The 21,467-nt window shown below is 64.5% G+C and carries 16 protein-coding genes; 11 read left to right on the plus strand and 5 right to left on the minus strand.

The features are described from left to right. Positions 1-107: 107 nt before the first annotated feature. Entirely contained in the window at positions 108-869 is a 762-nt protein-coding gene (locus tag L7A15_RS08925; RefSeq protein ID WP_237208446.1) for a LamB/YcsF family protein, read from the plus strand. A 95-nt stretch (positions 870-964) separates the two neighbouring features. Here the strand turns inward: L7A15_RS08925 and L7A15_RS08930 are convergent, their stop codons facing one another. Further along, positions 965-1,504 carry a DUF559 domain-containing protein gene (locus L7A15_RS08930; RefSeq protein ID WP_237208445.1) on the minus strand — a complete coding sequence of 180 codons (540 nt, stop codon included), beginning with the start codon at positions 1,502-1,504 and terminating at the stop codon, positions 965-967. Between the two features lie 803 nt (positions 1,505-2,307). Here L7A15_RS08930 and L7A15_RS08935 point away from each other — a divergent pair. The 3 genes from L7A15_RS08935 (at position 2,308) to L7A15_RS08945 (ending at position 6,849) form a co-directional block, all read left to right on the plus strand. Beyond that, a complete protein-coding gene (locus L7A15_RS08935) occupies positions 2,308-4,062 on the plus strand; it encodes an urea amidolyase family protein (protein WP_237208444.1) in 1,755 nt (584 codons plus the stop codon). Between the two features lie 8 nt (positions 4,063-4,070). Then, complete coding sequence (locus L7A15_RS08940) at positions 4,071-5,825, plus strand: acetyl/propionyl/methylcrotonyl-CoA carboxylase subunit alpha (RefSeq protein WP_237208443.1); 1,755 nt, start codon at positions 4,071-4,073, stop codon at positions 5,823-5,825. A 292-nt stretch (positions 5,826-6,117) separates the two neighbouring features. Further along, on the plus strand, positions 6,118-6,849 hold the full coding sequence (locus L7A15_RS08945; protein ID WP_237208442.1) for a GntR family transcriptional regulator: 732 nt from the start codon (positions 6,118-6,120) through the stop codon (positions 6,847-6,849). A 92-nt stretch (positions 6,850-6,941) separates the two neighbouring features. Here the strand turns inward: L7A15_RS08945 and L7A15_RS08950 are convergent, their stop codons facing one another. Together L7A15_RS08950 and L7A15_RS08955 are read right to left on the minus strand one after the other, a co-directional pair. Beyond that, positions 6,942-8,171 (minus strand): NRAMP family divalent metal transporter, encoded by a 1,230-nt coding sequence (locus tag L7A15_RS08950; protein ID WP_237208441.1) that lies wholly within the window; start codon positions 8,169-8,171, stop codon positions 6,942-6,944. Between the two features lie 232 nt (positions 8,172-8,403). Next, the gene (locus L7A15_RS08955) at positions 8,404-11,247 is read right to left on the minus strand and encodes a choice-of-anchor M domain-containing protein (protein WP_237208440.1); all 2,844 of its coding nucleotides are present in this window, start codon (positions 11,245-11,247) and stop codon (positions 8,404-8,406) included. A 166-nt stretch (positions 11,248-11,413) separates the two neighbouring features. Here L7A15_RS08955 and L7A15_RS08960 point away from each other — a divergent pair, with 166 nt between their 5' ends. The 7 genes from L7A15_RS08960 to L7A15_RS08990 all read left to right on the plus strand — a co-directional run bounded on the left by L7A15_RS08960 (position 11,414) and on the right by L7A15_RS08990 (position 19,329). After that, positions 11,414-13,522 (plus strand): TIGR03773 family transporter-associated surface protein, encoded by a 2,109-nt coding sequence (locus tag L7A15_RS08960; protein ID WP_237208439.1) that lies wholly within the window; start codon positions 11,414-11,416, stop codon positions 13,520-13,522. A 3-nt stretch (positions 13,523-13,525) separates the two neighbouring features. After that, complete coding sequence (locus L7A15_RS08965; protein WP_237208438.1) at positions 13,526-15,139, plus strand: anchored repeat ABC transporter, substrate-binding protein; 1,614 nt, start codon at positions 13,526-13,528, stop codon at positions 15,137-15,139. Positions 15,140-15,144: 5 nt separating this feature from the next. Further along, positions 15,145-16,197 (plus strand): choice-of-anchor M domain-containing protein, encoded by a 1,053-nt coding sequence (locus L7A15_RS08970; protein ID WP_237201421.1) that lies wholly within the window; start codon positions 15,145-15,147, stop codon positions 16,195-16,197. Next, entirely contained in the window at positions 16,197-16,931 is a 735-nt protein-coding gene (locus L7A15_RS08975; protein WP_237201420.1) for an anchored repeat-type ABC transporter ATP-binding subunit, read from the plus strand. Before L7A15_RS08970 ends, L7A15_RS08975 begins: the two co-directional genes overlap by 1 nt. Continuing rightward, entirely contained in the window at positions 16,928-17,785 is an 858-nt protein-coding gene (locus L7A15_RS08980; protein WP_237201419.1) for an anchored repeat-type ABC transporter permease subunit, read from the plus strand. Before L7A15_RS08975 ends, L7A15_RS08980 begins: the two co-directional genes overlap by 4 nt. 206 nt (positions 17,786-17,991) lie before the next feature. Continuing rightward, positions 17,992-18,312 (plus strand): putative quinol monooxygenase, encoded by a 321-nt coding sequence (locus tag L7A15_RS08985; protein ID WP_237201418.1) that lies wholly within the window; start codon positions 17,992-17,994, stop codon positions 18,310-18,312. 183 nt (positions 18,313-18,495) lie between these two features. Beyond that, complete coding sequence (locus L7A15_RS08990; RefSeq protein ID WP_237208436.1) at positions 18,496-19,329, plus strand: NUDIX hydrolase; 834 nt, start codon at positions 18,496-18,498, stop codon at positions 19,327-19,329. A 105-nt stretch (positions 19,330-19,434) separates the two neighbouring features. Here the strand turns inward: L7A15_RS08990 and L7A15_RS08995 are convergent, their stop codons facing one another. Continuing rightward, the gene (locus tag L7A15_RS08995) at positions 19,435-20,550 is read right to left on the minus strand and encodes a thermonuclease family protein (protein ID WP_237208435.1); all 1,116 of its coding nucleotides are present in this window, start codon (positions 20,548-20,550) and stop codon (positions 19,435-19,437) included. A 190-nt stretch (positions 20,551-20,740) separates the two neighbouring features. Then, entirely contained in the window at positions 20,741-21,373 is a 633-nt protein-coding gene (locus L7A15_RS09000; protein ID WP_135012588.1) for a superoxide dismutase, read from the minus strand. Positions 21,374-21,467: the final 94 nt, after the last annotated feature.

The following is a 21,467-nucleotide window of genomic DNA, read 5'->3' on the forward strand; positions in this document are numbered from 1 at the left end:
GGGTAGCTATCCCAGCGGCTGATATATCCAGTATGGTCCGCCTACCTTTGCGGCTACCTATGCCAAGCTATGCGTAAGCTGTGGGTCTGTGCGGGTACCCTGGTGCTATGACTACACGCGTACTTGACCTCAATTCTGATTCTGGGGAGTCCTTTGGCTCCTGGACCATGGGCGACGACGCTGCAATGATGCAGATCGTCTCGTCAGCCAACATTGCCTGCGGCTTCCACGCCGGTGACCCGTCAGTGGCGCGGTCGACGGTGCGGGCTGCCCGCGAGAACGGCGTCACCGTCGGCGCCCACGTTTCCTACCCCGACCTGGGTGGCTTCGGCCGCCGCTTCATGGACATGACCGCCACCGAACTCACCGACTCGGTGATTTACCAGGCCGGGGCCCTGCAAGCCATCGCCCGCATTGAGGGCACCGAGGTACGCTACTGCAAGCCCCACGGCGGGCTCTATAACGCGATCGTCCACCATACCGTACAGGCCCAGGCAGTGGCCCAAGCCCTGCATGAGCTGGGGGATCTGCCGATTCTCTGCCTACCCGGCTCGGAGGTAGCCCGCGCCGCCGACGCCCTGGGCGTCCCCGTCTTCTACGAGGCTTTTGCCGACCGCGGCTACACCCCCGAAGGCACCCTAGTCTCCCGGCGTGAACCCGGCGCCGTCATCCATGATCCACAGGCGGTGGCCGAGCGCGTCGTCCGCATGGCCGTGGACGGGGAGGTCGTGGCAGTAGACGGCTCAGTAGTTCCCCTGCAGGCCGCTAGCGTCTGCGTCCACGGTGATACCCCCGGCGCCGTCGCCATTGCCGCCCAGGTGCGTGTAGCCCTTGAGGACGCCGGGGTCCAGCTCCGCGCCTTCGCCTAGGTAGGCGGGAGGCGGCGTCCTACCCCCACTGCCCTGCCGAATGCGACGTGTTTTCCCGAGCGGGTGTTGCTTTAACGCCCGCCTGGGAATTCAAGTCACATTCGACGACGCGGGCCTTCACAAATTCCAGCCCTCGCCAACTTTGCACGCAGACGCTCAGGGTGCACCACAATGTCTTCCCATAAAGCACGCACCACGGTATACCCCATGCTCTCTAATTCGTGCTGACGACGGCGCTCGTTCTGGACCACGTCCTCTACAGCCTCACCAAAAGTACCCGCATACTTGACCTTGCCATCAACTTCCAAAATGACCCGCTCTTTCTCCCACAAAAAGTCAGGTCTCAAAGTTCTTCCACCAACCCATAAAGGCACCTGCTCCGCAGGCGGCACAAGACCCCACATCAGAATCCAATACCGAGCAACAGTCTCCAGCGGTGACTCCGCCTTCGCACTCATCAAACGAGCCACCTCACGCGCAGTACAAACACCACGGCCGCTTAACTCCCTCAAGCACTGGGCTAAAACCTCATAATCCACCAGTCGGCAATGCAAAAAGTAATCGGCAATGCAGAGGGCATCAATGATCGGAAGCGTCCGTGCACAATCGATAACCGTCTGCAGCGGCGACGTCACACGGGCTCCCCGATGGAACACTGCACTGTCGCATTCCTTCTGCCGGTTGCGGCTGACCTGCACCCGCCCCCGAGATTTGACTGAATCGTGCGGATGGCTCACCCATATTTTGTGCGGTAACCGCAGCACAGGGGCACCCCACCAGAGAGCAGCAGACACATGGCTCAACACATACCCCCGATTTGTTTTCATGAAAGCCACATGCCCGGCTAGACACCTATCGGTATTGCTCAGTGAGTCCCATAAAGCTGTCTTTATATAGGCATTATGACCGATTTTAAAGAGTTCTCCCCTGGTGTACTCACGGCTTACACCGGAAGTGCTCTTACCCAGGTGTCTAAGCTCAACCGAAGTTTTGACAGTCTCAAACAAGTGTTCCATGGGTTAAAAATGCCCTATATAGTGCGCTTCTACTAGCCGTTTTCTACCATCTGTGGATAACTTTGAAGCCTAACTGCGGAGGTTTGCTCAGGGCGAGAAGTATGACGTCAGTGCGTCAAAGTTTTCCACAAAGATAGAGCCGCTGAACAGCGTCTGTCCCGGCACAGAGCATTCCAAAAATGGCTTCACCACCGAATGTGACTCATCTTCCCGAAGGGACGTTAGAACAACACCCGCTCGGGAAAACAAGTCACATTCGCCAAAGGGAACAGCTATAGCAAGAGCGCAGCTTGCGTGCGCCCCGCCACATCTGCCAAAATTGTTGAACAATCATAGGGGGAAGGGCGTATGCCAGGCTCCAGCCCGGCACCGGGCTACATGAGGCTCCGTCGCCACCCAAGAAGCTAGCAGAGAGGGGCGCTATGACCACCGCACATCCAGGCCGCGGGCTCACCAGGATTTACACCGCCAAGCCCTTTGGTGCCCTCGCCGTCCTGGTCGACTGCCGCACCCTGGAAAACGCCCTCTACCTGCACGAACACCTCAAGCAGAACCCGGCCGCAGGGCAGACTGAGCTGGTCCCGGCGGCCCAAACCGTGCTCGTCCGCTTTGACGACCCCACCCTGGCGGCGACCTTTCTGCAGGCCCCCCACTTCCCTGAGGCGTCCGGTGGGGTTCGCACACATGGCCGCACCGTCACTATTCCGGTCGTTTACGACGGCCAGGATCTTGCCGACGTCGCCACCCACCTGGGCATGAGCGAGCAGGCGGTCATTTACGCCCACACGACCGGCCACTGGTCGGTTGCTTTTGCGGGCTTCGCCCCGGGCTTCTTTTACCTGCACCGGCACGATAATGTGCTGGACGTTCCGCGCCGCCCTACCCCGCGCACTTCGGTTCCTGCCGGGGCGGTGGGTCTGGCCGGTGATTTTTCGGGTATTTACCCGCGTACCTCCCCCGGCGGTTGGCAACTCATTGGCCACACGAATGCGCCCCTCTGGGACCTCAGCCAGAACCCGCCCGCCCTGCTAGAGCCCGGTATGCAGGTGCAGTTTGAGGCAGTGCGTGAGCTGATTTCTGCAGGTCAGGCAGGGGTTCAGGACGCCCCCGCCCCGGCCCAGCAGCCCCAGGCAGGTTCGCGTCCGGTCGGATCGCACCCGATTGACTCCGAGCAGGCGGACGGCCCCGCCCCGGCTCCCTGCCAGGTGCTGGAGGTTAACAGCCCCGGCCTGCTGACCCTCTTCCAGGATTCGGGCCGGGCTGGTCTGACCCACTGGGGTGTCTCTCCTTCCGGCCCGGCCGACCGGGAGGCAGCAGCCGAAGCTAACCGTTTGGTCGGTAATTCGGCGGAGGATACCGTGCTTGAGAACCTGGCTGGCGGGCTGAAACTAACCGCCCTGGCCGATGTTGAGCTGGCCCTGACCGGGGCAGATACCCCGGCTACTCTCACTGACCCCGCCCAGGAGCCCCCACTCAACCTGGCCGTTCGCCCCTCAACCCCCTTTGCCCTGATGCCCGGGCAGACCCTGACCCTGGGGGCACCGGCCCGGGGCTTGCGGTCCTACCTGGCCCTGCGCGGCGGGTTTGCTGCCCCGCATGAGGCCACCAGCGCCTCCCGCGATACCCTGGCGGGGCTAGGCCCGAAGCCGCTGGCTCCCGGCGATCGCCTGGTGCGGGCCCGGGCCAGCTCGGCCGTCGTCGCCCACCCGGCGCCCGTCCTGCCGCTACCTGAGCCGGGCACAGTACTGGAGGTCCGCGCCCTGCCCGGCCCCCGCGACGACTGGTTTACGCCCGAGTCTCTGGGCCGTTTTGCCGAGGTGACCTGGGAGGTTTCCCAGTCCAGTGACCGCATTGGGGTCAGGCTCCTGCTGGCAGATACCCCAGCCGACGGGGGCGCAGGCACCCCGCCCACTAACATCCAGCCCACCGACGTCCTCACCCGGGCCGTGACCCGGGAGCTGCCCAGCGAAGGCATGGTGGCCGGGGCAGTCCAGGTGCCGCCGAGCGGTGAGCCCGTGGTCTTCCTGGCCGACCACCCGGTCACCGGCGGCTACCCCGTGATTGCCACGGTTCACCCGGCTGACCTGCGCCTGCTCGCCCAGGCCCCGCCCGGAACCCGCCTGCGCTTCACCCTGCTACCCCCACACCAGACCACCCCTACCCCGACCGAAAAGTGAGCCCCCACATGCGTAAAGTTCTCGTTGCCAACCGTGGCGAAATTGCCGTCCGTATTATTGGCGCCTGCGCCGCCCAGGGTATCGCGTCGGTGGCGGTCTACGCCGATTCGGACGCCGAGGCCCTGCACACCGCCCTGGCCGATGAGGCCTACGCCCTGGAGGGCACCGGCCCGGCCGAAACCTACCTGGATATGGAGAAAGTCCTGGCGGTTGCGGTGGCCTCGGGGGCTACCGATGTTCACCCCGGCTACGGTTTTTTGGCGGAGAACGCTGATTTTGCCCGGGCAGTAATGGCCGCTGGTCTAACCTGGATTGGCCCTGCCCCCGAAACTATCGAGGCCCTGGGCGATAAGGTTAAGGCCCGCGAGCTGGCCCAGTCGGTGGGTGCCCCGCTGGCGCCGGGGTCGGACGGCCCTGTGGCCTCCCCCGAGGAGGCCCGTGCCTTTGCTCAGGAGCACGGCTTGCCCTCTATTATTAAGGCCGCCCACGGTGGTGGCGGGCGCGGTATGCGTATCGTGCGGGAGCTGGGCGAGGTGGAGGACGCCTTCATCTCGGCTTCGCGGGAGGCTGTAGCTGCTTTCGGCAACGGGGAGTGCTTCATTGAGCGTTTCCTAGAGAAGCCCCGCCACGTGGAGGCCCAGGTGGCAGCTGATTCCTACGGCAATGTGGTGGTGGTGGGAACCCGCGATTGCTCTCTGCAGCGTCGTAATCAGAAGCTGATTGAGGAGGCTCCTGCCCCCTTCCTCACCGAAGAGCAGCGGGCTCAGATTGAGCGGGCGTCCGCTGAGATTTTCCGGGCTGCCGGGTACGTGGGTGTGGGTACTGCCGAGTTTATGGTGGCCCTTGATGGCACCATTTCCTTCCTGGAGGTCAACACCCGCATTCAGGTGGAGCACCCGGTCACTGAGGAAGTCACCGGCGTTGACCTGGTAGCCATGCAGCTTGATATCGCAGCGGGCAAGCCCCTGCCCTTTACCGAGACTCCTGAGCCGGTTGGCCATGCCTTTGAGTTCCGCATCAATGCCGAGGATCCGGCTCGGGGCTTCCTGCCCGCAGCTGGCCGTCTTGAGTCCATCACCGTGCCCTCTGGCCCCGGAATCCGCTGGGACGCCGGGGTGCGTCCGGGCTCTGTGGTCAGCGGTGAGTTTGACTCTATGCTGGCTAAGCTGATTGTCACCGGCCCGACCCGCGAGGTGGCCCTGCGCCGGGCCCGCTTCGCCCTGGCCCAGATGGATATCGCCGGGGTGGCGACCGTCCTGCCCTTTGACCGACAGGTGCTTGAGGCCCCGGCCTTTACCGCCGAGAACGGGGACTTTGGGGTCTACACGACCTGGATTGAGGATTCTTTCCTGGCGTCCGAACCTGCCCAGGGCTACCGTCAGCCCCTGCTGCCGGTGGGTGCCAGTGTCTTCCCGGGCACCGGCGTCACCCGCTTCACCCTGGAAATTGACGGCACCCCGCACAGGGTGGGTCTGCCCGATTCAGTGTTTGCTTCTTTGGGGTCGGGCGCGGACGCCGTCGCCCCAGCCAGCGGGCAGGGGCAGGCGGGTGCCGGGCAGGTTCTGGCGCCTATGGGCGGGGCCCTGCTCAAGTACACCGTTGCTGTGGGCGATGAGGTAGCCTCCGGTGACCAGGTGGCCCTACTGGAGGCCATGAAGACTGAGGTTCCGGTGCTAGCTGAAACTGCCGGTACCGTTGCTGAGCTCCCCGCCCAGGCAGGCGAGCGCCTGACCGCAGGCCAGGTGCTGGTGGTTTTTGAGTAGGATTTCGACAAAAACGAGTGCACGGGGGTAATCAGTGTATTGACACCCCACCCTTGAATTTAGCGCTACTTTTCGAGATACTGTAAGCAGTAGAGTTAGCCCTGGTGCTTATAGCATCACAGCAACTCGACCCCCACTGTGGCTACGGCAGGTGGGGGTCACCTTTTTAAAATTCATACACTCGAGCTATGTCGCTCAGATACTTCTCAAAATAGTGAGCTGTCATATCGCTATGGGTTCGGGCACGCCGGTAAGCCATACATATAGCCTCAGAGACAAGATAACAATTTGTGTGGCTCACGCCCTTTTTGAGATTGTCACAACTACACTTGAAACGGTGAACCCCGAGACCACTACCATTGACCTCGCCCCTTCTCTGGCTGAGATTGCCCGCACCCGGCCGAGTCATGCCCAGACCACTGATTGGGCGGCGGATACCCTGCGTACCGCGATGGACGCCGGGGCCCTGACCCCCGGGTCTAAGCTCACTGAGGAGCACCTGGCGGGCACCCTGGGTGTTTCCCGGAATACCCTGCGGGCGGCCTTTACCCTCTTGGAGGCCCAGAACCTGGTGGAGCGTATCCCTAACCGGGGGGTGTTTGTGGCTAAGCCCGGCCCGGAACAGGTTGCCGATTTATTTATTGAGCGCTGGGCAATTCAGGCGGCTGCCCTGGATATTGCACCGGCAGGCCCTATCCCCCAGGCCCACCGGGCCCTGGCGCGGGCTCAGGAGGCCCGGGTGCGCGGGTCGGTGACGGGTATGGCGAGCGCTAACCAGGATTTTCACCGGGCCCTGGTTGATCATGCCGGATCTGCCCGCCTGACTCAGGCGATGTCACGGATCCTGGCCGAAATGCGTCTGCTCTTCTTTTCTCAGGTGACGGTGCCGGGTTTCCACGCCCCCTATGTGGAGCGCAACGCCCACCTCCTTGCCCTCATTGAATCTGGCCAGAAGGAGGCCGCCCGCGCCTACCTGCGGGAGTACCTGGTGGAGTCCCGCAACTACTTCACGCAAGGGTTTTAAAGCGTCAAGGACGCCCCCGCCCCGCCTTTCGTGGTGAAAGGTGGGGCGGGTGCGTCCTTGTGTACTACCGGTCTAGGTGGCAGGGGCGGGGTTTAGCCGGCCCAGAGGGCGGCGATACCGCTGAGGGACTTGTAGCCCAGGTAGATGGTGAGCAGCCAGGAGATCCAGCCGATGGCGATGAGCCAGACGGGGTAGGCGTAACCCTTGAGCAGGGTCTTGGCGCGGAAGGTTGCCACAAACAGCAGAACCGCAAAACCGACCGGCAGGATCAGACCGTTGACGGCACCGGCAACGATCAGCAAGGTGGCGGGGGCCTTACCGGCGATAACGAAGACGATGGTTGAGACGACGATGAAGCCGATGGTCAGGGCGTTTTTGACGGTCACGGAGGTCTTGGAGGAGGTCAGGAAGGACACCGAGGTGAAGGCGGCGCCGATAACGGAGGAGATCGCTGCGCCCCAGAGGATGAGGCCGAAGAGGCGGGTGCCCATTTCACCGGCGGCGACGCCGAAGGCCTGGCCTGCGATGGACTTTTCGGTGTCGAAGGCGTAGCCGGTGGCTACCACGCCGAGGATGGCGAGGAAGAGGAGGAAGCGCATGATACCGGTGATGATAATGCCGGTGACGGAGGAGCGGGAGATGTCCTTGACGTATTCGGTGCCTGAGATTCCGGCGTCGAGCATGCGGTGGGCACCGGCGTAGGTGATGTAGCCGCCCACGGTGCCGCCAACCAGGGTGGTAATAACAGTGAAGTTCACTTCACTGGGAATGACGGTATTTTTGAGGGCTTCACCGACGGGCGGGTTGGAGACAATCGCGACGTAGAGGGTTGCCAGGATCATGACGGCGCCGAGGGCGACAACAATGCGGTCCAGGGCTACACCGGCTCGTTTGGAGAGGAAGACGCCGATGGCCAGGACGGCGGTGACGATACCGCCGGTGGTGGCGTCCAGGCCGAGCATGGAGTTCAGACCCAGGCCACCGCCTGCGACGTTGCCGACGTTGAAGACGAAGCCGCCGAGGGCGACGAGGACGGCGAGGAAGATTCCGAGGCCGGGTAGGACGGAGTTGGCGAGTTCTTGGGCTTTCATGCCGGAGACGCCGATGACGCGCCAGACGTTGAGCTGGACGGCGATGTCGATGAGGATGGAGACCAGGATGGCGAAGGCGAAGGCTGCGCCCATCTGGTAGGTGAATTGGCCGGTCTGGGTGATGAAGCCGGGGCCGATGGCGCTGGTGGCCATGAGGAAGAGGGCGCCGAGGAGGGCGGTGCGGCGGCCTTTCTCGGCCTGTTCCTTGGGGATGATGAGGGCGTCAGCCATGTGTGTTACTCCCTGTCTCTGGAGGACGCTACGGGCGGCCGACCCTCTTGAGGGGGCGCCGGTGCGTTCTAGGTCATAGAGATAGATTACACAATTGTTGAACAATCGCAAGATGTTTCTCAAGCCCTGCCCCCGAGAGGCCCTCAAAGACAGGACCGCCCGGCAGTCAACTCAGGATACTTCCGGGGCCTAACTGCCGGGCGGTAGATTCACCCGCACGGGGTTGTGGGGCCTAGCGCTGGCGGCGGCGCAGGGTCAGGACGCCAGCCGTCAGGGCTGCGAGTCCAGCTAGGCCAAGACCGGCCACCTGGGCACCGGTGGAGGCAAGCACCCCGCCACTTGCAGCAGGCTGGCTACCTGCAGGCTGGGCGGCAGGCTGGAAGCCCTGCTGGGTTCCGGCACCACCGTTCGGGGTATCCGCCTGGACGCCGGGGGTTGCGGACTGGCTTGCCCCTGAAGTGGCGCCGGGGGTGGGATCAGGCTGGCTGCTGGTGCTAGGGGCAGGGGCCGGCTGGGGCGCAAAGACGGGCAGGCTGCTGGGGTCGGCACTCGGCACAGGGCTGGGCTGACCGGTCGGCTCGACGCTGGGTTCAACACTGGGTTCTACAGTCGGTTCAACACTGGGTTCGACGCTGGGCTCCACAGTCGGCTCGGCACTAGGTTCGACGCTGGGCTCAACAGTCGGTTCAGCACTGGGTTCTACAGTCGGCTCAACAGTCGGTTCAGGGCTGGGCTCTGCAACTGCGGTGAGGCAGTCGTCGATGGCCTGCTGGCCGACGGCAAATACGGTCTGCTGGGTTTCGCTGCGGGCGGTAGTGCCGTCCGGCAGCGGGGCGCTGTAGTAGACGTCGAAGGCGTAGGTGCCGGGGGTGGTGAAGACCCAGTTGGCGTGGGCGTGGGTGGCGAAGTCAATGCTGATGGCGGTCTTGGCCTGCTCTAGGGCGGCCCCGCCGACGGCGTGGAGGGTCACTGCACCTGCGAAGTCCTGTTCGTAGACCCCGTAGGAGGCCCCCTGGGGCAGGGTCTTGGGGACCAGGTGCAGGGTGACGGGCCCGGTCAGCTGGCTGTAGTCGACGTCCTGGGTGTTCCAGCCGGGCCAGATGATTCCGGGTTGCTGGGTTTGGGGCAGGCCGTAGAATTCGCTTCCTGCTGGGCCGAGGAAGTCTAGTTCGGGGGCCATGAGCTGGGGGGTGCGGGTGAAGCGGGCTGCCTCGGCCACCCCGAAAGCGACCTCGTTGAGGGAGCGTTCGGTGGTGTCGGTGGTGATTTGTCGGGTTTCGTCCTTGAGGGCCAGGGCCAGGGCACCCCCGGCGAGGGTGGCCTTGATGTCGACGTGCCCGTCGGTGAGCAGGTAGCGGCCGGCCAGGTCAGGGGCCTGGCACTGCTGGGCGGGCAGGGCCGGGGACGGGGCCGGGGTCGGCTCGATGCTGGGGGCCGGGCTGGGCTCCGGTGAAGGAGTCGGGCTGGGTTCAGGGCTCGGTTCCGGGCTAGGCTCGGGGCTGGGGGTCGGCTGCTGGACGGGCTCGGTAAGGGTCAGGCTGTCTGCTGTGGTGTAGCCCTGCCCGGGCTGGTATTCGCTGGTGACGGTATGCCGGGCGGTGCGGGCGTCCATGTCAGGGTGGGGGGTGATAGCCAGGATCAGGTGGTGGTTTTTGAGCCAGCTGGCGGCGCTGAGGTAGCAGCTGGCGGTCCCGTTATCGACGAAGGTGTAGCAGTTGGCTGAGCCTGAGGCTGAGTCTGCGTTGCGGTACATGCCTGCGTGGAGGTAGGCCCTGACGGTGGGGTCGGCGAACTTAACCTGGACCAGGTTGTAGCCTTCCTTGTCGGAGGGGGCGACGCTGACGGTGTAGTCGCCGCTGGTTAGCTGGTGGTGGCCGGTGGGCAGGACGGTGTTGCGGGGGTCGTTGACGGGGGTAGGCCAGGTGCCTTCCCCTGCAGCTGAGCGGACGGAGACGGTCCCGCCGGTCGTGTAGGTGAGGGCGGGGGTGACCCACTTGGCGGCTGTGGCGCCGGGGGCTGCGGCGGCGCCGTCCGGAATGAAGACGCCCTGGATCTGGGAATCTAGGGAACCTAGCATTTCTGACCAGGTGGCCTTGCCGCCCTCAACGCGCACGTCGGTGAGGAAGTAGCCCTGGTTGTAGAGGGTGAGGGTGCCGGAGACGTCGGTGCGGCCGGCGTCGAAGCTGATGTCGGTGAGGTGCTGGTCGCCGTCCTTTTCGTGGACGGCCTTGGGGGCCAGGGTCAGGCTGTAGTTTTCCCTGGTGAGGGGGGTGGTGAGGGCCTTGTTATAGGTGTCAATCAGGGGGGCTTCGGTTGCGATCCCCTCACCGTCCACGGGGCGGCTGCCGCCCACCTGCCAGACGGCGGTGGTGGGCTTGGATTCGATGGTCTGGCCGTCAAGCCCGCGGGCGACGGTGCGGTAGGTGACCTCGTAGCGGCCGGGGCGGGAGAAGGTAGTGAAGTTGTGGGTGTGGGCGCCGGGGGTGAGCACGGCCGACTGGAAGTCGGGGTCGGTGGAGCTGAGCATACGGCGCACATCGTTGGGGAAGTAGTTGGAGCGGTAGGTGAACATCTCCATGACACCGGGGCCCTTGACGTTGAGCAAATCCAGGGTGAAGGTTCCGTCGCGGAAGTTTTCAATGGGGATGTCGGTGTCTGCCCCGAAGCCGATCCAGGCTGGGTTGTGGTTGCCGTAGGGCAGGGAGGGGGCCATGTAGAGTTGCTGGCCGGGTTCGCCCAGGAAGCGGGCGTTGGGGGAATCAGGCACGGTGAAGATGTACTGGTTGGTGGCAGATTCGCGGGCTGAGTAGCCCTTGCCGATCCAGAGGACGGACTTGTCAAAGGGGACGAGGGCGTCGTTCTTGTCACCGTGGGGCATTTTGCCGTAGAGGCTGAAGCTGTTGTTTTCCCAGACGGTTTGGGGGGCGTCGATGTGGGCTTGGGTGCCGACGATTTTGCCGTCGTCGGGGCCTGCAATTGCGGGCATGGAAGACCCGATGAGGGCGGCGATGGCGAGGGCTGAGAGGGTCAGGGCGGGGGTTTTTCGGACGCGGACGCCGGGGGCTGGTTGGTGCATGGTGTGTGCTTTCTCGGTGGTGGGGTTGGGTGGTTCGGCAGTGACCCACCCAAGGAGTTGAGAATGATTATCATTAAAGATAGAGTGGGTGCCAGAGAAAAGCAAACAGGGCACACTGCTGTGCCCTCAACACACACCTGCACGAGCACTAGAAAGTACCCCTCCTATGCAGTTTCCCCTCCGTCCCTTTTCCGTTGCCGCCCTGGCCCTAGGCCTCTCCCTGGGCCCCCTGGCCGTCAACCCCAGCGTCGCCACGGAGGCCACCCAGACCCCCGAGGCAAGCGTCACAGCAACCACCAGCCCCGAGGCTGCCCCCGTCACCGTCCTGCGTACCGAACACACTGACGCCGTCGCCCTGGCCCTGGTCAATGGCCAACTAGACCTCTTCACCTACGCCGACCTGCCCGGAGCCCCCCGCACCCGCCTGGATCCTGCCACCACCGTCTTCAACCTGGAAGATAAGGGGGAAACCCGCGTCCAGGTCCCGGCAGGCTTTGACTTCCTGGGCCAGGAGGGCCAAACCATCTGGCTGGCCCCCCAAACCCAGGTTGCAAACGTCATCTGGCCGGGCTGGAACACCGAAGATATCCGCCCCGGCTCCCTGGCTGGAGACGCCCTGACCCTAGAACTGGTGGGGGCTAAAACCCCGGACGGCGGTGCCGTCGAGGTCTTCCAATCCTCCCCCTTTGGCACCTCCCGGGTCTTCAGCTCCCGCGAGAAGCTCCCTGCCCTCACCCAGCCTGTGGGGGCCCACGTCCACGCCAACTGGGCCTTCACCGCCCTGGGCACCTACGAACTGACCTTCAAAGCCAGCGCCACCCTGGCCGACGGCACCCCCGTCTCTTCCGAGCAGACCTACACCTTTGTGGTGGGTCAGGCCCCCTCCCCGGAGGGCACCCCCGCCCCCGAAGCAAGCGAACCGGCCCCGCAAACCCCCGAGGCACCAGCCCCCACCACCCCGGCACCGAGTGAGCCCACAACCGGCGAAACAGCGCCGGGTCATTCTGAGACCGACCAGCCCGCCCCGTCAGAGCCCACCTACCCGGAGTTTGTGAACGCTCCAGCCCCGGCCGCCCCGGCCCCCACCACTCCGGCAGGCCGCGCCCCTGAAGCCCCCAGCCAGCAGGCAGGCCAGCAGCACGCAGCCCCGGCTGCCCCGGCCCCCCAGCAGCAGGTAGCAGGCGCCCCAGCAGGGTCATCAGCCCCTGCCCAGTGCCTAGCTACTGAAGAAGTCATCAAGACCGCCGACCAGGCTGCCGCTCAAGCTGCGGGCCAGGAGGCCAGCACCCCAACCGCCAACCGGGCGTCCTTCACCGAACTGCCCGCCAAGCCCCGGTTTAGCATTGTCACCGCAACCAACACCGGGTCCGACCGGGCCACCAGCGGCCACTTCGACTTTGGAGCCGTCCTGAATGGTGGGGCCCTGAGTGCCCAGGTTAAGGACGACCGCACCTCCCCCGCCGTCTGGAAGCAGCCCGGGGCCCTCACCTTCATCCTGGGTGATGCCGCCAAGACCAAACTCCCGGCAGGCATGGACCATATCGCCCCGGCAGGGAGCGAGGTCTACCTCATCGGAGCTACCCAGCAGGCCAACGTCCCCTGGGTAGGCTGGAACACCCAGAACCCCGCCCTTGTCGACCAGGCGGCAGGCCCCGTCACCCTGACCCTGAGCGACCTCCAGGGCCCGGGCCGTCTCTCCGTCTTCCTCTCGGGCAACTTCGGCGGTGCGGGCACCCCCGTCTTCAACGGGGTGGGGGACTCCTTCTCCGTACCGCTCAACACCCACCAGCACGGCAACTGGGTCTTCACCGCCCCCGGTATCTACACCGCGACCCTGACCTGGTCAGCCAAACTCAAGGACGGCTCCACCCAGACCGCCACCGGAACCCTCCGCTTTGAAGTAGGCGACGTGAGTGCCGCCCAAGCCCCCCGCGGTGACAAGGCCCAAGCCCCCGCCGCCCAGGCCCCCACCACCGCACCTGGTTCCTCCCAGGAGAACCAGCAGGGCCCCAGGCCCGGTAGCGTCGACCAGGCCACCGGCATTGTCACCCGCCCCGACGGCAGCCAGGTGCGGATCGTCGGGAAGACCGCCAGCGGCGCTGATTGCGACCTAACCGCCAGCCAGCTGGCTGAAGCCCAGCAGGCCTCTGCCCGTGGGGAGCTGGCCTACACCGGTTCCTCAGCCATCTCCGCCCTCACTCTTGGCGGCCTGCTCGCCCTGGTGGCCGGTGGCCTGGCCCTGGTAGCTGCCCGCCGCCGCACCCGGGGAGCTTAACCCGTGGCGACCCGCATCCTCAAGGGTCTAGCCACCCTCGCCTACACCCTGGTTCTGGCCGCCTGTTCTGCGGCCGGGGCCGGGGTGCCCGGCAGCTCCACCGATACGGCCGACTCCCGTTTAAAGGTGGTGACCTCAACCCCCATCCTGGCTGATTTAGCGTCAGCTGTAGCGGGCGACCGGGCCCAGGCAACCTCCCTGGTCCCGGCAGGGGCAGACCCCCACACCTACGAGCCCTCCCTGCGGGATGTGCGCGATGTTGCCTACGCTGATCTCGCCTTCACCAATGGCCTGCTGCTGGAGCAGCAAAAACTGGTTCGCACGGTGGAGTCCAATCTTCCGGCAGGGGCGGTGTCTGTAGCGGTGGCCGAAGAGATTGAAGGCTACGGGGGCACCCTAATCCCTATCGTTGAGGACGCAGCCCTGGATTCAATCTGGCTGGGCCTTCGCACCTCGGGCGCCCCCCGGGACCGCGAGCTAGCCCGGGATTCATCGGTGGTTTTCCGGGCCACCCGGGCTGAGGGCCCGGGCCAGCTAGCGGCCTTTATCACCGGCACCTTTGGGGCCGTTGAGATGGTGGCAGATTCCCAGGCGGACGGGGGCCAGGCGGCTGGTTCCCTGGGCTCAACAGAGTTGCCCCTCCAGGCACATACCCACCTGTCCTGGGCATATACCCAACCCGGTATATACCAGTTGGAGCTTGAAGCCCAGGCACTCACCCCCGATGGGCACCCCCTAGAGGGGCTCCACCCCGTCCCAGCCACCACCGTCCACTTTGCGGTCGGAACCGCCCCCGACGAGCTTGCCACCCGCCTAGAGCAAAAGACCGGCCAGCCCGTCACCATCCTGGACGCAGGCCACGCCGACCTCACCGCCCAGCTCGACACCGGCCGCCTGGTCATCCGCACAGACTCTGGTGGGCAGGTCACCGAATATGACCCGGCCACCACCGTCATTGCGGTTCCCTCCCGCACCCTGCAGGAACTGCCCGCCGGGCCCCAGTACCGCTTCCTCGGCAAGCCCGGCAGCCAAATCTACCTGCTGGCCCAGGCCGTGCTAGGCAAGCACGTCCACGGGGAAATCGACCCCCACATCTGGCACTCGGTTCCCAACGCCATGGCCGCCGCCCAGCTCATGCGTGACACCTTCACCGCCGCCGACCCGGCCGGGGCCGCCACCTACCGGGCCAACACCGCCACCCTCATGGAGGAGCTCACCCGCACCGACCAAGAGCTCCACTCCATCTACGGGCGGCTGAGCGACAGCCAGAAAAACCTCATCACCACCCACGACGGCTACCGCTACCTGGCAGCCACCTACGGGCTGACCATCGCCGGGTACGTCTCCCCCGGCGCCGGGGTAGAACCCAGCATCCAGCAGCGCGAGCGCCTGCGCCGCACCATCGACGACCTGGCAGTGCCCGCCCTCTACGGCGAGCGCGGCTCCATGGCCCGGACGCCCGTGCTCAAGCAGGTGGGCGAAGAGGTGGGGGTGCGGGTGTGCGAGCTCTACTCTGATTCCCTCGACGCCGAGGCCCCCACCTATGCCCAGATGATGGTGACTAACGCGCAGACCATCGCTACCTGCGCCGCCCCAGCTTCCACGACCAGAAAGTAATACCTATGCCTACTCTTTTCCGAACCCGTTCTGCCCTGGCCCTGGCGGCCCTCCTCTTGACTGGCCCTACCCTCCTTGCCCCCGGCCCTGCGGCCTTTGCGACGGAGGAGAATAAGAGCGCCGAAGAGCGTGCCCTGGAGCAGACCCTTTCGCCCGATGAGCCTGTGGTGACCGGCCAGCATGAGATTGCTGCCGGGCATGTGGATATGGGCCCGGCCTTTGTGGAGGGCTCCTGGGAGCTGATGTTCCGTGATGATTCGACGGCCGAGCCGGTCTGGCGTGACCCTGCTGACGTGGTGCTGCGCGGTGACGATACTGCCCTGATGGCTGTGCCGGATGATTCCCGTTATTCCTTTGTGCAGGCGGCCCCCGGGGAGCAGGTCTATGTGATTCCCCAGACCGAGATGGCCGGGGTGGTTTGGCCTGGCTGGAACACCCAGAATCCCCAGGTGGTGGAGCGCCTGGGCCGGGGTGTTACCTTTACCCTTGAGGGAGTTGAGGGCCCCGGCGGGTTCTCCATGTACCTAGAGAACGGCACCTTTGGGGCGCCGGAGGTGCTCTGGACTTCTGACACCACCGACCCGCAGGACATCTTTGTTGACCCCAATGTGCACACCCACGCCAACTGGGTCTTCACCGCCCCCGGTGCCTACTACCTGACGGTGCGTGCCCACGCTGAGCTGGCCGATGGAACTGCCGTTAGTGACACTGCCCGTCTGCTCTTTGCGGTGGGTTCTTCGGTCACCAATGAGGAGGTCTTCGCTGGGGCCGCCGCCCTGGGTTCACCCGAGAGCGCCGAGGGCGGGCAGGACGCTACCGCCCCGGCCAGCCAGGACCCTGCAGCAACCGGGGAAGCCGCTGCCCCTGCGTCCGCCCCTGCCTCTTCCGCAAGCCAGGCTGCCTCTGATTCCGGGCAGGATTCTTCCACCCTGGGCACCCTCATGGTGGTGGGTGGAATTCTCCTGGTTGCGGGTGCCGGGCTGGGGGCTGTGCTCATGACCCGCCGCTCATCGGCCGCAAAGGCCCGGGCCTTCAAGCACTCCGGCGGGGGCCAGTAGTGACCTCCCCTGTTCTTTCTGTTGACCGGCTTACGGCAGGGTACCCGGGGCGGCCCGTCCTCACCGACCTTTCCTTGACCCTAGAGGCGGGTGAGTTTGTGGGGCTTATCGGGGCCAACGGGGCTGGTAAAACCACCCTGCTACGCTCCATTTTGGGCCTTGTTCCCACCAGTGGCGGGCGTATTGAGGTGCTGGGGGCGCCCCCGGCTAAGGCCCGGGGTCGCATTGGCTATGTGCCCCAGAAGCACCTCTTCCAGTGGGACTTCCCCATTACTGTTGAGCAGGCTGTTATGAGCGGACGCACCCGCGCCATCGGCTGGTTCCGCCGCCCCCGCCAGGCCGACTGGGAGGCCGTCTACTCCGCCCTAGCCCGCGCCGAACTGACCGGCCTCAAGGACCGGGTCGTCGGCGAACTATCCGGCGGGCAGAAGCAGCGGGTTCTTCTTGCCCGGGCCCTGGCGTCCAATCCGCAGCTGCTCCTGCTCGATGAGCCTTTTACCGGTGTGGACGCCCCCACCCAGGATCTTTTGAACACCCTCTACCGGTCCCTCACCACTGACGGGCTCACTATCCTCATGTCGACCCACGACATGATTGCCGCCCGCGCCTGGTGTACCCGCATTGTGGGCGTCCGCGGCAACCTGGCCGTAGATGCCCCCGCCCAACAACACAGCGTCGAAGAACTCTACGCCTTCCTGCACGGCCAGCATGAAGGGTGTGAGCGAGCCCTATGATCACTCCTTACGAATTCATCCAAGACCTTTTCAACCCCAACCTGGCTTTTCTGGCGCGGGCCCTGGGGGCTGTTGTGATTGCCTCGATTATTACCGGGGTGGTGGGCTGCCATGTGGTCATGCGCGGCATGGTTTTCATCGGCGACGCTGTTGCCCACTCGGTCTTTCCCGGCCTGGCGGTGGCCTTTGTGGTCGGGGGGTCCTTGGTGGTGGGCGGCCTCGTGGCCGGGGTGATCACCGCGATTCTGGTGGCAATTTTTAGCCAGAACCAGAAACTCAAGGAGGATGCGGTGATCGGTATTTTCTTTGCCGGGTCCTTTGCCCTGGGTATCACCATCATTTCCCTGGCGCCGGGGTATTCGGGGTCGGTGCAGGATTTCCTCTTCGGCTCTATTGTTGGTATTTCATCGGCGGACGTTGCCCAGGCTGCGGTGATTGCGGCGGTGCTACTTCTTGTGCTGGGCCTTTTCCATAAGGAGATTGTGGCTGTTTCCCTGGATAAGGAGAGCGCCAAGGCGGCGGGCCTGCCGGTGCTGGCCCTGGATATCCTGCTCTATGTGGTGGTGACGATTTCGGTGGTGATTTCCTTGCAGACCCTGGGTAATGTGCTGGTGCTGGCCTTGATTGTGGTTCCGGCAGCCAGTGCCCGCCTGGTCTGCCCTACCCTGGGGCGCATGATGGTTTTTGCCCCGGTCTTTGGGGCGGTGACCTCCACGGTGGGGCTGTACCTGTCCTGGGCCTTTAACCTGCCCACTGGTGGCGTTATTGTGCTGACCATGATTGCCGGGTTCCTGCTGACCTGGGCGGTCAGCCGGGTGCGGGCGGGTACCAGGCGCCCTGCCCTGGCCCCTTAAAGCCGACAAGCCCCCGTCCTTGCTTTCCCCCAGCCAGGTGGCCGGGGTGGGAAGGGGCGGGGGCAGATGGTTTAGCTCTTATGCGCGGGAGATAACGACCTTTACAGCCTTGTGGTCGGCTGCGTTGGCCTTGTAGGTGGCGGGTCAGGGTGGGCCCCGCCTATGATGGACATACACAAAAATGCATTTCTGCAAGGAGTATTCCCATGATTTTTATCGTTGTGAAGTACCAGATCAAGGACGGCGACCGCGAGGGCTTCCTCGCCGCCACCCGCGAGTTCACCGAGGCCACCCGCGCCGAGCCGGGCAACAAGTGGTTTGAATGGTCCCTAAGCGTCGAGGACCCCAACGAGGTCGTCCTGGTCGAAGCCTTTGACGACGACGCCGCAGCCGCCCACGTCAACTCCGACCACTTCGCCCAGGGCCTGGAGGCCATGCGTCCTTGGCTGACCGCCACCCCCAAGATTGTCTCCCGCGTCATTGACGGCGACGACTGGGACAAGATGGGCGAACTCCAGATCGACTAACACCGCTCACCAGTCTGTACTTAGTCCCACCGGTAGGTACCTCAGCACCTACTTTTGGGTCTAAGTACAGACTGTCGCGTTTTGTCCTGCGGACGACACCAAAGTCCGCCCAGCTAGCCGTCTAGAATAGTAGGGAGCCTTTCGGGGCAGTTTGACTTTATCTTGCACTAGACGGGGAGCCACATGACCAGCCACCACACCGGCCACGACCACCACGACGCGCACCTGGACGCCGACCACGCCTCCGTTTCCCTGGCGGTTTCCACGGTGATCCTGGCCCTGCGTCGCAAGGAGGGCCAGGCCCATCACTCCCTCTGGCTCCCCCTCGTCCGTCGCCTCCGCGAACCCTATAAGGGCCAGTGGGCCCTACCCGGTGGACCCCTCCAGCCCGACATGTCCCTCGAAGAAGCAGCTGGTTACACCCTCCAGCGGGCAACCGGGCTCGTCCCGGGCTACCTGGAACAGCTCTACGCTTTTGGCGACGTGCACCGCACCCCGGACTACAAAATCATGCGTGAGGGTGGCTCCCTGCCCGTCCCCACCGAGGAAGACACCCACGAGCGGGTAGTGTCAGTGATTTACTGGGCCTCCATTCCGCAGACCGAGGTGAACCGCACCCGCGTCCACGAGAACATCCGCTGGTTCCCCATCGACGAGCTGCCTATCCTGGCCTTTGACCACAACGAAATCGTGGAATACGCCCTCTACCGCCTGCAGAACAAGGTGGAGTACTCCCGCATTGCCCACTCCTTCCTGGGTGAAGAGTTCACCCTGGCCCAGCTGCGGGAGGTCTACGAGGCGATTCTGGGGCGCACCCTGGACCCGGCTAACTTCCGCCGCCAGATTGCAGCGTCCAAGTCCATTATCGACACCGGCCGCCGGGTTGAGGGCACCCGCCACCGCCCGCCCCGCCTCTACCGCTACAACCACTCTCAGGCTTTCGCCGACCAGGGCCCGCTGGGCATGTACCGAGAGGCAGCCTACCGGGCTGAAACTTCCCACACTGACCAGCCTTAATACCTTCTAAGTATGCACGCAGGGGCCGCTCCCACCAACCGGTGGGGCGGCCCCTCATATTTGTGCGGACGTCCGGCCCCGCCCCAGCTTGACAGGGGGACGGTTTTAGCCGTTACTGGATGATTCGCCTTGGCCGTCCCCGGGGGCAGGCTCGGCGGGGTTAGATGCCCCGGTGTCGCCCTGGCTTGGGTTGACCGATTCGCGGGTAGCTTCTTCAGTCGGGGCTGGCGGGGTCGTGGGTTCTGGCTGGGCCGACGTCGGGGCGGGGGCCTCTTCAGTGGCGGGCTGCTGCGGTTCTTCGACTACTGCCTCGTGAGGCTGTTCCTCAGCGGCGCCGTCCTGCCCCTCCCCTTCGGGCTGCTTGTTGTCTTGTTCTTGTTTCTCGCGCTCTTCGCGTTCGCGGCGTTCCTTGTCGGCTTCTTCTGCGAGGTCAAAGACTATTTTCTTGCTGTCAACAAGCCTGTTGAGGGTGTCAACCTGGTTTTTGACGGAGTGGGTTCCGGCGATGACGGCCAGGAGGGGCTCGTCAGCGTTGCCTTCGTAGCTCTTGAGTTTGTCGGTGAGTTCTCGGGCGGCGTCCAGGGGGCCTTTCAGGTCGAGGCCCTGGGCGGTGTTGAGGTCTTTGGTGATGCGGTCGAGGCGGGCAGGGATGGTGCAGTCGACGGTGCGGCTGTAGAGGCCGGCTTGTTGGTGGTCGGCTTCTGTGTGGGCTGCGCTGATGGCTTCTTGGTCGAGCCCGCTGACGGCGGTGGAGGGCACGGCGTATCCGGCGCGGGCCATCTCGGCTGCGAGGATGGACCCGTCCGCGAGGGTGACGCTGGCGGTGACCTGTATGGGGGCCTTGTCGTCGGTCTCTTCGCCGGTGCCTATGGCTGGGTCGTAGGTGAGGATGACGGGGGCTCCAACGGGCAGGAGCTTAACCATATGCCCCTTGGCTTCTGGGTACAGGCATTTTTGTTCGTCGCTACCCTCGAATTCTTGCGGGGTGATGGCACCGAGCAGGTCTACCTGGACGGTCTTGCCGTAGCGGTCGACTTCTACGGTGTTGGAGTCGACGACGCGGATGACTCGGGCGGCGTCGGTGCCTTTACTGCTGGTGGTAGTGGTGGATGTTGAGGTGGGGGTTTCGGCGGCGTCGTCGCCACCGAAGAGGCCGCAGCCGCTGAGGGCTAGGGTACCTGCCATGAGGGTGGCGACGAGGGGTGTGCGGGATGGGCGCATAGGGGGTGCTCCTTGGTTGTCTGCACATCATCATAGCCAGTTTGGGGGGCAGGGTCACAGTGTTTCGTGGTGCTTTACGGCTAGTTGTGGCGCCGAGGTGGGGTGGGTACGGCAAAGCCGGGCAGGTGCCCTGAGTGGTGTCAGGACGCCCTACCCGGCTTACGTCTGCGAGATCAGGTGGGTGTGAGGTTTATGCCTCGGGGATGATCAGGCCCTTGGTCTGGGAGACTGCGCGGTCGAAGCGGGCTGCGACGTCTTCCCAGTTAACGATGTTCCAGAAGGCCTTGACGTAGTCGCCCTTGACGTTCTGGTAGTCCAGGTAGAAGGCGTGCTCCCACATGTCCAGCTGCAGGACGGGGATCAGGGCGACGGAGATGTTGCCCTGCTGGTCGTAGAGCTGCTCGATGACGAGGCGCTTACCGACGGTGTCCCAGGCCAGGATGGCCCAGCCGGAGCCCTGGATGGTGAGGGCTACGTTTTCGAAGTGGGCGCGGAAGCCGTCGAAGGAGCCGAAGTCGTTGTCGATTGCTGCTGCCAGTTCACCGACGGGCTTGTCGCCGCCCTCGGGTGAGAGGTTCTTCCAGAAGATGGAGTGGTTGGTGTGGCCGCCGAGGTTGAAGGCGAGGTCCTTGGAGAGCTTGCCGATGTTGGCGAAGTCGCCCTTTTCGCGGGCTTCTTCCATCTTTTCGAGGGCAGTGTTGGCGCCGCCGACGTAGGTGGCGTGGTGCTTGGAGTGGTGCAGCTCCATGATGCGGGCTGAGATGTGGGGTTCAAGTGCTGCGTAGTCGTAGTCGAGTTCCGGCAGAACGTACTTTTCTGACATGGTTAGTCCTTTCGTTGAAGGCCCCGTCTTCGGGTCTTTCTGGGTTTAACTCTACACACTGGGGCGCATCAGGTCACGGGAGGTTACCTGATAA

It is taken from the genome of Rothia nasimurium (genome assembly GCF_928391935.1).
GTDB classification, from domain to species: domain Bacteria; phylum Actinomycetota; class Actinomycetes; order Actinomycetales; family Micrococcaceae; genus Rothia; species Rothia nasimurium_D.

Bases quoted from the DNA above. Each gene is read 5' to 3' on its own strand.
- L7A15_RS08925 (WP_237208446.1), top strand. From the start codon at position 108: ATGACTACACGCGTACTTGACCTCAATTCTGATTCTGGGGAGTCCTTT.
- L7A15_RS08935 (WP_237208444.1), top strand. From the start codon at position 2,308: ATGACCACCGCACATCCAGGCCGCGGGCTCACCAGGATTTACACCGCC.
- L7A15_RS08940 (WP_237208443.1), top strand. From the start codon at position 4,071: ATGCGTAAAGTTCTCGTTGCCAACCGTGGCGAAATTGCCGTCCGTATT.
- L7A15_RS08950 (WP_237208441.1), bottom strand. From the start codon at position 8,171: ATGGCTGACGCCCTCATCATCCCCAAGGAACAGGCCGAGAAAGGCCGC.
- L7A15_RS08955 (WP_237208440.1), bottom strand. From the start codon at position 11,247: ATGCACCAACCAGCCCCCGGCGTCCGCGTCCGAAAAACCCCCGCCCTG.
- L7A15_RS08960 (WP_237208439.1), top strand. From the start codon at position 11,414: ATGCAGTTTCCCCTCCGTCCCTTTTCCGTTGCCGCCCTGGCCCTAGGC.
- L7A15_RS08970 (WP_237201421.1), top strand. From the start codon at position 15,145: ATGCCTACTCTTTTCCGAACCCGTTCTGCCCTGGCCCTGGCGGCCCTC.
- L7A15_RS08980 (WP_237201419.1), top strand. From the start codon at position 16,928: ATGATCACTCCTTACGAATTCATCCAAGACCTTTTCAACCCCAACCTG.
- L7A15_RS08985 (WP_237201418.1), top strand. From the start codon at position 17,992: ATGATTTTTATCGTTGTGAAGTACCAGATCAAGGACGGCGACCGCGAG.
- L7A15_RS08990 (WP_237208436.1), top strand. From the start codon at position 18,496: ATGACCAGCCACCACACCGGCCACGACCACCACGACGCGCACCTGGAC.
- L7A15_RS08995 (WP_237208435.1), bottom strand. From the start codon at position 20,550: ATGCGCCCATCCCGCACACCCCTCGTCGCCACCCTCATGGCAGGTACC.
- L7A15_RS09000 (WP_135012588.1), bottom strand. From the start codon at position 21,373: ATGTCAGAAAAGTACGTTCTGCCGGAACTCGACTACGACTACGCAGCA.